Genomic DNA, 13,907 nt, shown 5'->3' with positions numbered 1-13,907 from the left:
TTAGAAAACAGGCATCGATTTGTAATTTTCGAACATATGTGGAGTTGGAACCGGAAGCGGGTTTACGCTCAGACCTTCGCCGCACTCCCCACACTCCAGACTACATTCTCGTTTTTTCATGTTTTTACATTTCGATATTCATTCATGGATCGGCCGATATGTTTTTTGAACAAGACGCTGAAATAGTGTGGGTCCGGGATGCCTACCTGCTCCCCAATCTCATAACCTTTCAGATCCGTCTGTTTCAGCAGCAGTTCAGCCTTCTTCATGCGGAGTTGGGTGAGATATTCCACAAATGTCTGCCCGGTTTCTTTTTTCATCAGCCGCCCCAGATGGCCCGAACTTACGTAAAAAGCAGCCGCGGTGCTGGAAAGCCCCACTTCCGCATTGCCCATGTTCTCTTCAAGATAAGCCATGACCCGGTCGATCAGGTTGCCTTCCTTGGCCTGTCGCTTGGCTTGTATGACATCCGATACGGCGCGGACATGCTGCTCCAGCATACTTTTTAGTTCGGGCAGATGATTTGCCGTAAAGATGGCTGCAACGGCCTCCTTGTTCAATGCATGCTCTCCCTCAAGCTGCTGCTCTATGGCAGCACGCTGGCACTCCGTAACCACATCCATGGCTGCCATCCGAAACTGTGAAACGTCCGAGAACGGTACTGACAGCATACGCTCCAGCAACAATACGGCTTCTTCCCCCGCACCAACACTGACGTAAAATTGTAGTTGTTGGAGCAGCTGAGCATCCGAGTGGTAGGGCCTCTTCCCGCCTTCGATGACCAGGTCCTCGAAGCAAATGACCTGATTTTTCCCCACAAACGCCTGATAATCGAGTGCACGACAAGCTTCCCAGTATCCCACACTGGCCTTTCCCCATCCTGATTGCCATTGCCCAATCCCTACGGTCACATCCACTTCGCACCCTTCGAATTTAAGCGTATGTTGAAGTTCTTCCTGAAGCTGCTGCACCTGATTGGCAAATTCCGTATCCGTACCAAGCGAGAGAACAACGATCCGGTTATGCGGATCCATAACGATAATGGTTTGCGAATCCTGCGGATAAAATGCCTGCACCTGCTTCATGCCTACCATTCGGAGCAAAATATGTATTTCCTCAGCCGGTTGTCGATGGGCTTCTGTCTGATGCTGGCTTAAATGAGGTTGATCGTGTTGTTGTTGAAGCCCTCGTTGTACTTGGTATGTTCGGGGTGTTTGGTGATATGGTTCGGACAGATGTGGATATACCTCTGGTGCAGCTATCTTCGCTTGCGGTACAGCAACCTCCACCTCCATTACTGCGATGCGCAATCCTGGTTCGCCTGAAGAGATTGGAATACCGAAGAAACGCGCCTTCTCTTGTAGTTCATCCTCAGGCATCACATCACTTAACCATTGATTCACAAACCTCTCCCTGAGATAAGGCAAGCTCTGCTCCATCTCCTCCCGCAACTTCATCAGCTCGTACTCGCGCCCGACCTCCTGCTTGATTAACGCTCGCAGCTTCGTCGTAACCTGTAATAACTCAGAAGCACGGATGGGTTTCAAAATAAAATCGGATATGCCCAGCTTCACACTCTGACGAGCATACTCAAATTCATCATGTCCCGTCACAACCACGATTTTCAGGCTCGGGTAACGCTCCATGAGGATACGGCTCAGTTCAATGCCGTCCATCTTTGGCATGTATATGTCCGTGAACACGATGTCTGGACGCAACAGTTCAACCTGAGCCAAAGCCTCCGCAGCATCGGAGGCCTCGCCAACGATAGACATGCCTTGCTGTTCCCAATCGATACGCATACGCAGCAGATTTCGGATAAGGTATTCATCGTCCACAATCAACACCTTTAATGGTTCCACAGTTAATTCCATGATTCATCGGCTCCCTTCGGGATCGTTATCATAATGGTGGTTCCTTTTCCAACCTCGCTCTCCAGCTTGAGTCCATCCTCTCTTTCATAGAAAATACGAAGTCGCTCCATCGTTCCCCATAAGCCAAAGCTTGGATTGTGTTTAGAGTTATAGGTAATCTTAGAAAGATCGGAAGGATTGGAAAGATTAGTTGAATTAGATGAGTTCGTTGAGTCAAAACGGTTAGAACGGTGTATTTCTTTGCGTTGAACCTGCTGCACTTCTTCCTCGGACATGCCAACTCCGTCGTCAGTAATCGTTAAAAGTACCCCTTCCTTGAATCGACGTGCTTGAATGCTTATCTTGCCTGGGCTGCCTTTGGGGCGAATGCCATGATACAGTGAATTTTCAACCAGCGGCTGGAGTACGAGCTTGGGAATCATCACCCGCTCACAATCTGGAGCAATATCGTACTGCACCTCAAACACACCGGGGTAGCGCACCTGTTGGATCGTCAGATAATTGCGTACAATCTCTACCTCCTCGTGCAGTGTAATCAGTTCACGGCCTTTGCTGACACTCAGGCGATAGTAACTTCCGAGCGCTTCTAACAGCTCACATACCTTATCGTTCATGCCCGACATGGCCAGGGAGGTGATGGAATCCAGTGTGTTGTATAAAAAATGCGGCTTGCTCTGCGCCTGAAGTGTATTCAGCTCTGCACGGCGGATCGTCTGCTGCTCCTGAATAATGCGTTTCAGCATCTGGTCAATCTGCTCAATCATCTGGTTGTATCCTCCATATAGCTGTTCGAACTCGTAGCTGTTCAGCTCAACCGTCACTTTACGGAAGTTGCCGCTTGGCGCTTTCTGCATGGCACGAAGCAGCTTGTGAATCGGCTTGATGACACTGCGCGAGATGATGAATGAACTTACAAAAAATACAGCCCCGTTCACCGCCAGCAGGATCAACGCGAGCAGCACCATGGATTTATTACGGGTATCCGTAGCCCGGTATGGACTCATACTGATGAATTTCCACTGATCATCACCAGCCGAACGATAGGTCACCGCATATTCCTGACCACCTGATTGCAAGGTGATGAAGCCGGAGGGCTGCTCTTGAAATGCTTGTTTTAACTTAGCCTGATTGGCCTCTAACATCTCGTGCATGCCTTCCTGTCCAGAAGCCGCAGACAAGGATATGGATGCGTCGGATACCACAGACACGTCCTTCTTTCCATCAGTTGCGTTGGTTGCGATCACCCGCTGATGCTCATCCAGAATGGCCACCTGAAATGAATCCGGTGCAGACAGGTTAGCGTAGGCCTGAGCGATGGATGCCCCCTTGATGTTCATGACCAGAAATCCAAGCGGAGACGTATCATCCAGATCCCGAATGAGGCGAATAAACGAGACCACCTCTTGCCCATCATTCTCCCCCATGGCCGAGACTCCGCTATCGTTGCTGCCACCATTCAACCTGAGCAGATATCGTCCGTTGTGCTTCAAAGCCTGTTCATACCACGGTGCTTCCTTTACACTCGCTTCCATAAACGTAGGCCATTCCTGTGTACCAACCGAGAATCGGTGACCCGAATTATCGTAAATATAGACTGAATCAATAATTGGAACCGCTTGCATAAGATTGGTCAAATACGCGCTAACCTTGGACTGTGTCTGTAAATTGGAGTACACATTGCCCTGTCGAAGCAGGTTCTGCAAGTTGGGATCGGAGAAAATCATCTTCGAATAATTGTTCACGTTCCCGATCATCAAATTAACATTGGTCTCAATGGATGTAATTGTCTGTAGTGATGCTTCATTGATCTTTCGCTGCGCATCACTTTCCGAGATTCGATTCAACACCAACGCACTGAACGCCACCGTTAGCAGAATAATGACAAAGTAGGCAAACGGAATTTTAAAAGCCAGCGTCCTGGGCTTGCGTTGAATAGACTCTTTGAAACGAGGAGACGAATTCTTCTTCATTGCGCTGGTGTTTGCTTTCGTATTTTCGTTTGCTTCTGCATTGGTCTCGACATCGGATGCTGTTGCTGTCGCTTCAATCGTTGCATCTTCTTCTGCTGCTTCTGCTGTCTCTGTTGTTGCATCCTTTGCTCTGTTTTGCACTGTAACCCTCCTTTGGTTCCAAGGTGTGATGGGTTTAACGGTTTGGATCGGATGACCTGTTGTGTTATCCACCACTCTCTTGGATTGTATACAATTGTATATTATAGGACGGTGTATGGAGGAGGCTCAATTCTTTTTATCGCTTGGGATGGCTTGACTAAGTGAAGTAGAATGAGGATTTGGGAAGATGGCTGTTGTGAATGCAACGAGTAGAGGCCGCCGTAATTGGAGCCGCAAGGAGTACTGCTTTATAAAATTTTGAAGGTACATATAATAAGAGGTGGTTTGTGCATGATGGAGAGTAATTCGGCATTTTGGCTCACTTTATCCACAATTTGGGAGGATATATCAAATATTGTAGGTATATAATTGAATACTATCATTTCATGAATGATCTGGTGCTCGTACCTGGACAATTCATAATAAAAAGTCATACTTAGATACAACATACCTATATCCACTCGCTTCAGAAATAATTTCGAAGTAAATAAAAAAAGGCGCCATATCTGGCGCCCTTCCTTACTTCTCTTCTTGCAAAAGCTCTGCAAATGCTGGTTTGTCAAAATCGTCTGCTTGAACAAGCCACTTTCCATCCTTACTCACAAGTGTCAATCTCCCTTTTAGAGGAATACGTTCATTTTCTCCATTCTGCTTTTCTGATACGAGGTCCATTTTATAATCCAAATCAAAATAATTTTCAAGCTCCTGATAGACTGTGAACTCCATATTTTCTGGTTTTAATGATGCTTGTTGGGTTATAGCAACTCGTAAAGCTAAAGCAATGTTGCTCGCATTACCGGGTTTTTCTTCATGGTTTTCAGCAAAGAAAGGTTCCATCTCTTTATTACGTTCTACAAAGATTTCTTCAGAGGTTTCTGGAACTTCATTAATTGTATATTCTTTTGTCTTATAAGTTTCAGCCGCCTTAATAGCTTCTTGAGATGCCTGCTCATTTTCAGAAGTCTCTGTATTTTCGTTAGGAGTTTGGGTCTCAGAATTTTCAACTGGTGGTTGTGTTTCTGAATCATTTGGAGTAGCGGCTTCAGTACACCCTGTTACTAAAATAACAGATAATAAAGTAAATCCAATAATCCACGTTAATTTCTTCATTCTGTAATTACCTCCTTCTAGTTAAGGATAACATTACCATATATTACGTATAAAATCCAAAATTCGTTTCAAGAAATCATTTTATTTTTAATATAGGTTGTTTTTTTGGGTGTTTAAAGCTCTTTATCTAATATAAGCGCGATCAACTTAAAAAGAACGCACTTAAAATTATTTATAAGGGAGAGATTTTAATGGCAGAAAACCCATGTCCAGTATTGAATGGTGGTCATCGAATGGTTATGAAAGGAAGTGCATCACGAGTAGAAGATGATGCAACCGGTGAAAGATTGTCAGGATTCTATAATGCAAATTTTTACCAGTGCTCGGGTTGCAAAGAGTATTTGATAGCAACAGGATCTCCACATAATGGTACCGGACACTACATTGCCGATTATTTCACTCAAGGCGCTATCGTCTCAGGTAAATCCCAGAATGGAGCCTGGGTATTCAGAGTAAACAAAAACTTGGTTCGTTACATCGCAGCTAGCTCCTTGCCAGGATACACCTTCGTTTAATTAGGTACTAAGTTTCCTCAGAAGTAGTTTGTTCTTTATAGAACAAACTACTTCTTTTTTTTATTTTAATCCAATAAAAACTCTTATAAGTATTTTAATATATCCCCCCCCCAATATGTGGTATAATAAAAAAAACAAGAACACTTGTTCTTAATTTGGTTGTTTTTTTTATTTCTCATGTCTCTTTATATTAAGAAAGGGGGAGGTCTCTTTGAACCGTGATGACTCTTATGTAGAAGATAAAGTAGAGGAAGAGAAGAGGTTTGTCGGATATATTTCCAGTCTATTACATTATAACGCTATTAACTTTGATAAAAGTAATAGAAAATTTAATGAACGCTTTGCATTAATTCTGGATGATACTGATTATAAGGAACTAACTTCAGGAGTTGAAGAAGATGCTATTCAAAATAGCGAAATATTAGAGAATCAAATTAGCGATCCTGATTTGTATGCCACTTTTATGAATCTAACAACGAAAGAGCGTCAAATACTGAACCTTTCAATCAGTAAAGAATTGAAGAATACTGAAATAGCTAGGCTACTAAACATCTCCCAACAAAGTGTCTCAAAAACAAAGAAAACTGCATTAATAAAAATGAGACGAGAAATCAGTATGTTAGGAGGGAGTAAAAGTGGATGAAGTCCCTTCTTGGGCTCAAATTATTGCAAATGTGGGTTTTCCAATAGGAGTTACATTATACTTGCTACTTTGATTTGAAAGGAAAATAGATGTATTAAGCGAGACAATACGAAATTTAATTGATGTCATCAAGAAAAATTCCGAGGAGGGAAAAAAATGAAAAATAATTTAAACGACTTAATCTTTCAAGCAAAACGAAACAATACACAAGCTATGATGGAGATCATACAAAGATTTGAACCCAAAATTAAAAAATCACTTCATCAAACGAGTTTTCAAAATAGGGATGATTTGAAACAAGATCTTATCGTCAAGTTTATTGAAGTGGTACATAATTGGGATATAGAAAAAGGAGAAATGAGCCTATGATGTTAATACTATTAATTAGCAGTGGACTAGTTGTAATTTCCTTTATTGCGGCAATGGTTGTAAATCCACATAGTAGTTGGATCACTAATAATTATTCTAAAATAGCTTTAGTGACTATGAGTGTGTTGTTAGCATTCACTGTTGTTGAGTTGGTTCCTATTGCAGTTGAGTATTCTCACAACGGGCTTATTTTCATCGTTTTAGGCATCCTAGTTCCCCTGCTGTTTCATCATGGTGGTCAAGAACATACTAATGAGCGGAAAGTACATCTGTCTTTAAAGCTATTAATGATTGGTGCATGTTTACACAGCTTTATTGACGGAACAATTATGATTACTGGTATCTTAGCGGGAACTAGTCTTGGATTATTAGTTATCTTGTCAATGCTTCTGCATAAATTCACTGAAATGATAATGTTTTCTCTAATACTTGCTTCTCGAATAAAACGTAAAATTAATCTCTTTTTATATCTTCTTGGTATAAACTTCTTTACCGTATTGGGTATGGTTATAGCGAGTTTTTTAGTAACTAGTCCTGAGATTTTCAGTGAGTTAACTGGAATTGCGATCTCTCTTTCATCAGGGATTTTCATCCATATGTCCTTAACTACTCTTTCAACTGAGATTAGCCGCTCAAGACTGAAATTCGCAAATATTTATCCTTTCGTTGGTTGTGCAATTTATTTTGGGCTTCATGTATTTATGCATTGATGTCTTTATAAAAAATACGCCATATAACCCTGGTGACTACAATTAGTATCAAGTATTTATGTATATAGTCGGCATTGGACAACGTTATAACTTACTGTAACTGCTAATTCCTGTATCATCCCAATGTGCACTTTATATTATTTAGTCTTAAATTAATGTGAAGTTAAATAATAGCTGAAGAAGAGGCAAGTACATGGATACGAAAACTGAGAACCCTAGCAACCAACCTGAACTTAAAGACTAGCAAGCATATAACACTAAGGCTCTTATAGCCATTGAACACTTCAGTCATGGTTTAACCGTGAGACAGATTTCCGAAACCTTAGGAGTGAGCGAACGGACTATTCAATGGTACATAAAGAACTATAACTCCCTTGGTATGGAATCTCTACTTAAAAAGAAAATACCTGGAAGAAGTAAAAAATGGGGAATAGCTACTACTTATCAAGAAAGTTGTTAATGCTTGTCCCTCACATGCTGGATATATCATTAAGGATTGGTCTCCAGTAATTTTGATGCACTATATTATCGATGAATTTGATATATTGACATCAAAAGAAAAGTGCAGACAGTTATTGAAAGATTTTATCGTTCCAACAGACTTAAGTAAAACCAACTTGAAAAATGGATACAAGGGTTGGCTTAACGATCCTGACACGGCTATCTGGATATATGGACACTTATACCTAGGAACCCAAAACAGGGATGCCAAGTTCAAGAGCGGGAAAAAACCATATATAGACGATGATTTACTGAAGACCCAAGAAGAAATATTTGAAGAAAAAATTGACTTATCTAATAAATCCCGCCTTGAACTAGCCATATGTATGATAAATATCAAAACAAAACAGATGGGTTGCAAAATGTTAGAACATCACCTAAACAAATTCAAGATTTGTTTTGTACTGCCTTAAGCCATTCATTCGAACATAATGTAGCTATACTAACCACCCGATCCTCAATAACTAAAAAAAACATTGAATATATGAGGTATCATACCAATCCCAATACTAATACATCTCTAATTTTTGCCCCTTCTTCTTCTCCTGTCTATGAGCAATTGTCTATTCTCAAAAAAATACAATTAAACGCTTTAACCTACTTGAGACGAAAAGATCATCATTCAAAAGCTCACGTATGAAAGAGTTTAAGAAGACCACAAGAGATAGAATAAAACAATACCTTGATGATATAAGCACTTTTTAGTGCTTTTTTTATATACAAATTGAATGCGACATTATTTACTTGTGTTTTTAATATCCTATGAAAATATACGATTTTATAATACTTTTGCAGAAATCATCAAAAATCCCCTCCACTCTATTTTATATATCTGACAATAAGTAAACTCCAGCTCCCTAATATCCTCATTTTAAATTTCTTCCCTACTTTTGAGAATTTTCTTCGTATGTAGAACAATAAAAAGTGTAAATCGAACTACCGAAACCAATTAAAGAATTGAATTCGGAACAAACCAATAGGAGGACTAGCCTTGCCCAAACAGTGGCAGAAACAAGCTCAAATATGTTACTTATCGTTGTGGCAACCGTGACCGAACAAAGGCATGTAGAAACCCTGAATTGCGCCGGAAATATATTGAAGCCTATGTGCTGGCCCAACTTCAGGAGAAGATTTTTAATAATGATTCCTGTTCTGGCTAAACAGCTTAATGACTACCAGAATTCCAAGCAAACAAGCGTCAAAGCTGAACAACAACGCCTGTCCAAAAGTTTAGTAGGTGTAGAAGTTCAGATCGAGAATATTGTAAATGCAGTGGCTAGTGGTTTGAATAACCCTACCATTCTTGAAAAGTTAGGGGCGTTAGAGCAACAAAAAGTTGAAATGGAAACGAAGCTGTTAGAAGCCCCGCAGGTAAAAGAAAAAGCAGTCATTACAGAAGAATATCTGCAACAACTGCTTTCTGACTTCAAGGACCACATCTCCAGCCGTAATCTTCCTGAAATCAAGAAGTTCATTGGCAGCTATGTAGAAAAAGTACTCGTCTACAAGGAATATGTAGACGTCATCTTTAAGCTACAAGTTGTGGATTTAACTAATGGAGGCGAGGGGAGTCGAACCCCTGTCCGAAGATAACGACACATAAGCTTCTACGGGTGTAGTCACAGTTTTGATGTCACCCGAGTATCGCCCCGTCTTAAAAAGATTAAACGACACTTAGCAATCATTATAATCTAGAGATAAGCTATATATTTATATTTTCAACATTTACGGCTTTCACTTCTAAATAAGTGCCTAGCAACCAAGAACTGAAACCTAACAAGCACCAATAGAAGATAGCCCAAAAAGAAAAGTCCCACCAAATCCACCACATTGCAAAAAGTATCTCACAGATAATTATCCCAAAAGCATTACCGTGTTCACGTAAATGTTTATAGGATTCAATGTATTCAGACTTTGGAGAAGAAGAGGTGCCACCTCGGCTCAATTCTATATTCACAAATTTCCTTAGTTTAATTATATAATTAGATTTTGATATCTCGGCTCTGTATGACGCCAAATTATCATAAAATGTTTTTACATTAGGATACGTTAATATCATGACACACACCCAAAATAGAATTACCACTATAGAAATTGCATGATGATTATTTTCTGTGGAGACAAAAGTTGCAAAACTCACAGTAAAAACAAAAATTAACATGTAGATAATGAATTTCAGACTCTTAAAGTTCCTCTGTAACAAAGATTGTTTCGCATTCGTTAGTAATTTCTGAAAGTAATGAGAGTCGAACAAAATATATATGTATAAGCGGATGCCATGAAGTACTAAAATCAACATACTTGAGAGATACATATATAAGAAACCGCCTACTGTTAGTATTATCGCTGTTAATACCGTCAGTCCAGATTGCTTAAATACAATATTTTCTTCATTGGAAGTTTTACTGAAGTCTCCTCCTATATTTTTGAAGATAACATTAAAATCCTCCTTTTTAAAACTGTACGTAGACTCAAATAAAAAACTACTTAATTCTCCTTTAACTGTTTCATTATCTGTTAGTGTTATATCAGGTTTCAAATTATTAAAGAAAGCTTTTGTCATGCTTTCATTATAATTAATTACCAAATAAAACAAGATAACAATACCGAATATTGTCCCCAGTAAATATCTAATTAAATAAAACTCCCAGAATCGATTACCCAAGCTCTTCCCTCCGTTCTATAACTGATACAAATCTATCCTTATGGATCTTATTATCAAGATAAACCATCAAAAAAATAAAGAACAGCTGAACTATTGCTGTCCTTTGATGCATATAAGTATAGAAAGAAAGGATTTTCCATAAGTATCTGAAGATTTATCACTTTTAAGAATCTCTTCATGCTACTAATTAAACTCAATACTATTCTAATACTTAGTTGTACCATCCGCTTATAAGAGCAAGCATACAAATGACGATATTCTGAAGTTAAGAGGTCATTCATAAAATGAGGATGTATCGATAGAAATATAGTTATTCTCATCATCTTCAATGTCAAGACCGAAATCAAGTTTCAAACTAAATTCGAAAGGGAACGAATTGTAAACTTCATCATCTTCACCCAATTCTAAAACTACCTCAACCGTTGCTGTTCCAGTAATCTGAATATCTTCTTCTTTTACTCCAATTTCATCAATATCCACATCACAAACACCATCAATCGTTGTTCTATGAAAAATTTCCAACAACTCCTGTGGAGTATCATTTGATAAATATTGATACAACTTATTCTCGATCCCATCTATCTCGATTCTCTTAGATCTAGGAAGATTAGCGACGACAAGATCAAATCTCGCATTAGGAATATTTTTTACGAATTCAGCCATACGCATCACTCTTTCTTGCTCTTGTTCGGATAGTTTCCCTGATTTTACTACAATGTATATTTTCTTGTTATTATCATGTGTAGCGAAAATATCAAACTGGAATTTGCCTTCTTTATAGTCTTTTATAACGGTGTAAGACTGCTTATGAAACTTTTCTAACAACTCATATATTTTAGCTTCATGTAGATACTTTTTTAACGTTTCTTCATGATTCATGTTAATCTCCCCCCCCAAAGGTAACTCTCAACTCACCTATGATACCCACTTCAACAAAAAGCACATGCTTGAGGCTCTGATTATTTGTGAATTGCAATAATTTATTGTACCAAACACTAGGTATGTTTTCATTCGACAACGAGTAGTTTGAGTTGAGGTCGATCTTCATGGCTGTACGTTTCAATATCTGAACGTCATCATTGTATACAATAGTGTTTAGTGCATCCAATATAGGTTTACTAAGGTTATCAGCGTCTATATCATTTGATACTCTGTGAAAATAGATTATATTGCAATAAAGCTGCTTTTCATAAAAAAGAACATCTGACTCCCTTTCTATTAACTGTAGTTCCTGTCGAGCACTTGTCTGTAACATTTTGGTATACGAGGCCTTCCTCTTCCCATTATAGGACTTCGGTTGACCAACTGTAATCATGTAGAATTCCAAGACCATTCCCCTTCCACAAGCACAAGATGAGTCACTGTCAGATTCGTTGGTTAGTTATTGTATAGTGAAATTCGATTTAGAGAGAGGCCAGATGATCCATCATCCGCGAACATTTATAAGTCCAACTCTGTATTCTCATAATTTACGATCTTGCTAATCCATATATCGTCATAGTCTTTGATACCATATTCTTTAGGATTAAGAACATCATCATATAAGAGCAAACCACACTCTTGGCATTCGGCCTTCCAATTCCATTGCCACCTACTATAAGTCTTAGTATCTACATCATACTTTGAGTCCTCATCTTGAAATAGTATTAACGAATTCTTGTTACATACGAAGCACTTCCTGCTCTCGTAGGAGTTATTCATTCTTTGAGAAACCAATGCTTCTGTTTTAATTTCTGATAAAGATCTTTTGGTGTAACGTTCAATACCATATGATCTTTTATGGTTATAGCACGCTAATCCTACAGCTTTTAGGAATCCTATTCTCTTATAATCAAGAGCATGACCTCTACCTACTTTTAATAACTCTTCTATTGGATCTATTTGAAGAGTAGCTGGTTTATTATACTTCCAATAACCTGATTCGTCATAATTCGTAGATTGAACTATATCAACTACAAGAGGAAGTAAATTCCTTGTCATAAACTGATCTAGTTCAGAATACTTAAGTATATATTTACCTCTATGCCATGCTCTATTTCTCAACTGATTTAATGTGTCCAAACAGTACTTTTTCACATTTTTCTTATAAAATATTTTGGTCAGTACTGGAACTTCCTCTGCTGTGTGTAATGACATAATTCTTTTGATTGCAGCTTCATATTCAATAGAATGTGAACTATCCTCGATTTCACTTCTGTCCTGAATCTTTTTTAAAGTTTCTAAATTGTCAAAATTTATTTTTATTGCATAGATTGGGTCTATATCTCTCAAAGCATCTTTAGTCATTATTTCTATAAAGTGGTGGAAGTGAAAAATTGTCTGTATATATTTAGCCTGATATTCCATACTTTCAGTGACCCTATCTTCATTATACTTAGGATCACCTATCTCCCCAAGATTCACTATAAATCTAACTACACCATATGTTTCAAAATAACTTTTTAGAGCAATCCTCAACGAGGCAATTGCTGTATCTGTAACTTGCTTGCTGCCTATACTCTTAATTTGTAATCCATGGATATTTGGATCATATAGAAACATTTTGTGTTCCACCTTTTAATCCTCCATCTTATTGCTAGTCTTGTTTTCTCTCAATCACTCGCTTTTAGCAATCCTTCCTACAAGTCTACTCCCAACATCATCCGTCAAATTTAGTCCCTGGACATTGAGTTGCATACCGTCCCAATCATTATTAGTAAGTATTGGAGCGCTATGTGTATCCAGCTTTAGAGCTTCTTTATCATCTAAACTGACGATTTCACATTCAGCTGCTCTTAGACTTCGGTTCCTTTGCCGTATGTAATACTCGTTGTAATGCGCTTTCCACTGATCAACCGATGATTCCCCAGGTATTCTTGGCCTTCTTTTTTCATCAAATATTATACAGCTATCTTTATCAACAGCTGCTTCTGGCGATACTTTACTCCCGCAAGAATTAAAAGCAAGATTGGGTGGATACGGTGTTAAGTTTGGATATACAATATACCGACGAGGAGTGAATGCTAAAGATGCTTCCTCATGGGAATCATATACTTTTTTTATTCTTAAAGCAGCAACCCCAAAATATGTAGGGGAATAAATTATGTTAGCTATATCTAGATCTTTTAGAATACTTTTGTCTATACGTGTTACATAAATGTAGATATCTCCTACATTAAAATTTTTGCGAGCTCTACAAAGTCCACTTATTAAAGGACGCCTCTCACTTGAGAAAGCAAATGGATCAAAAAAGGGATCAGTACAAGGAGATCGATCCACTAGCATATAAGGCACTCTCTCTACAAACTTTTTTGCATATGTGTACCATGTATTTCGAGTTACCCAGGATTCAAAAGTAAGTAACTTGTACATCTGTTACCATCTCCTTATAAAAATTATGACAAGAAGACTAACATTATCGATATTAATA

The 13,907-nt window shown here is 38.7% G+C and carries 14 protein-coding genes and 1 pseudogene; 7 read left to right on the top strand and 8 right to left on the bottom strand.

All coding sequences use genetic code 11. The features are described from left to right. Nucleotides 1–116 precede the first annotated feature (116 nt). The 3 genes from ACETMN_RS01095 to ACETMN_RS01085 all read right to left on the bottom strand — a co-directional run bounded on the left by ACETMN_RS01095 (nucleotide 117) and on the right by ACETMN_RS01085 (nucleotide 5,095). Nucleotides 117–1,874 carry a response regulator gene (locus tag ACETMN_RS01095; RefSeq protein ID WP_411735651.1) on the bottom strand — a complete coding sequence of 586 codons (1,758 nt, stop codon included), beginning with the start codon at nucleotides 1,872–1,874 and terminating at the stop codon, nucleotides 117–119. Next, nucleotides 1,865–3,985, bottom strand: a complete 2,121-nt coding sequence (locus ACETMN_RS01090; RefSeq protein ID WP_411735650.1) for a sensor histidine kinase — start codon at nucleotides 3,983–3,985, stop codon at nucleotides 1,865–1,867. The genes ACETMN_RS01095 and ACETMN_RS01090 overlap by 10 nt, the downstream gene beginning before the upstream one ends. A 519-nt stretch (nucleotides 3,986–4,504) precedes the next feature. Continuing rightward, nucleotides 4,505–5,095: a hypothetical protein gene (locus ACETMN_RS01085; protein WP_091012047.1), complete on the bottom strand. Its 591-nt coding sequence runs from the start codon at nucleotides 5,093–5,095 to the stop codon at nucleotides 4,505–4,507. 191 nt (nucleotides 5,096–5,286) lie between these two features. Here ACETMN_RS01085 and ACETMN_RS01080 point away from each other — a divergent pair, with 191 nt between their 5' ends. The 7 genes and pseudogenes from ACETMN_RS01080 to ACETMN_RS01050 form a co-directional block, all read left to right on the top strand. Further along, a complete protein-coding gene (locus tag ACETMN_RS01080) occupies nucleotides 5,287–5,610 on the top strand; it encodes a hypothetical protein (RefSeq protein WP_091012046.1) in 324 nt (107 codons plus the stop codon). A gap of 211 nt (nucleotides 5,611–5,821) precedes the next feature. Beyond that, on the top strand, nucleotides 5,822–6,253 hold the full coding sequence (locus tag ACETMN_RS01075; RefSeq protein WP_091012044.1) for a sigma-70 family RNA polymerase sigma factor: 432 nt from the start codon (nucleotides 5,822–5,824) through the stop codon (nucleotides 6,251–6,253). 156 nt (nucleotides 6,254–6,409) lie between these two features. After that, nucleotides 6,410–6,622: a helix-turn-helix domain-containing protein gene (locus ACETMN_RS01070; RefSeq protein ID WP_091012043.1), complete on the top strand. Its 213-nt coding sequence runs from the start codon at nucleotides 6,410–6,412 to the stop codon at nucleotides 6,620–6,622. After that, the gene (locus ACETMN_RS01065; RefSeq protein WP_411735649.1) at nucleotides 6,619–7,332 is read left to right on the top strand and encodes a ZIP family metal transporter; all 714 of its coding nucleotides are present in this window, start codon (nucleotides 6,619–6,621) and stop codon (nucleotides 7,330–7,332) included. The genes ACETMN_RS01070 and ACETMN_RS01065 overlap by 4 nt, the downstream gene beginning before the upstream one ends. Before the next feature lie 268 nt (nucleotides 7,333–7,600). Further along, complete coding sequence (locus ACETMN_RS01060; protein WP_411736386.1) at nucleotides 7,601–7,792, top strand: helix-turn-helix domain-containing protein; 192 nt, start codon at nucleotides 7,601–7,603, stop codon at nucleotides 7,790–7,792. Between the two features lie 52 nt (nucleotides 7,793–7,844). After that, entirely contained in the window at nucleotides 7,845–8,246 is a 402-nt protein-coding gene (locus ACETMN_RS01055; RefSeq protein ID WP_411735648.1) for a hypothetical protein, read from the top strand. A gap of 651 nt (nucleotides 8,247–8,897) precedes the next feature. Beyond that, nucleotides 8,898–8,993: pseudogene (locus tag ACETMN_RS01050) on the top strand (hypothetical protein); the annotation flags it as partial. A 542-nt stretch (nucleotides 8,994–9,535) separates the two neighbouring features. On the opposite strand, the gene ACETMN_RS01045 reads toward ACETMN_RS01050, so the two are convergent. From ACETMN_RS01045 to ACETMN_RS01025, 5 genes are all read right to left on the bottom strand, one after another. Further along, the gene (locus ACETMN_RS01045; RefSeq protein WP_411735647.1) at nucleotides 9,536–10,498 is read right to left on the bottom strand and encodes a hypothetical protein; all 963 of its coding nucleotides are present in this window, start codon (nucleotides 10,496–10,498) and stop codon (nucleotides 9,536–9,538) included. 273 nt (nucleotides 10,499–10,771) lie between these two features. Beyond that, the gene (locus ACETMN_RS01040) at nucleotides 10,772–11,377 is read right to left on the bottom strand and encodes a hypothetical protein (protein ID WP_411735646.1); all 606 of its coding nucleotides are present in this window, start codon (nucleotides 11,375–11,377) and stop codon (nucleotides 10,772–10,774) included. 1 nt (nucleotide 11,378) lies between these two features. After that, complete coding sequence (locus ACETMN_RS01035; RefSeq protein ID WP_411735645.1) at nucleotides 11,379–11,753, bottom strand: RusA family crossover junction endodeoxyribonuclease; 375 nt, start codon at nucleotides 11,751–11,753, stop codon at nucleotides 11,379–11,381. A gap of 185 nt (nucleotides 11,754–11,938) precedes the next feature. Then, nucleotides 11,939–13,051 carry a hypothetical protein gene (locus tag ACETMN_RS01030; RefSeq protein WP_411735644.1) on the bottom strand — a complete coding sequence of 371 codons (1,113 nt, stop codon included), beginning with the start codon at nucleotides 13,049–13,051 and terminating at the stop codon, nucleotides 11,939–11,941. Nucleotides 13,052–13,093: 42 nt separating this feature from the next. Continuing rightward, complete coding sequence (locus tag ACETMN_RS01025; protein WP_411735643.1) at nucleotides 13,094–13,849, bottom strand: hypothetical protein; 756 nt, start codon at nucleotides 13,847–13,849, stop codon at nucleotides 13,094–13,096. Between the last annotated feature and the right edge of the window lie 58 nt (nucleotides 13,850–13,907).

This window comes from Paenibacillus sp. M2 (assembly GCF_046713495.1).
Lineage (GTDB): Bacteria > Bacillota > Bacilli > Paenibacillales > Paenibacillaceae > Paenibacillus > Paenibacillus amylolyticus_B.
The sequence above is the reverse complement of the archived record's forward strand: the minus strand, read 5'-3'. Positions and strand labels throughout refer to the sequence as shown.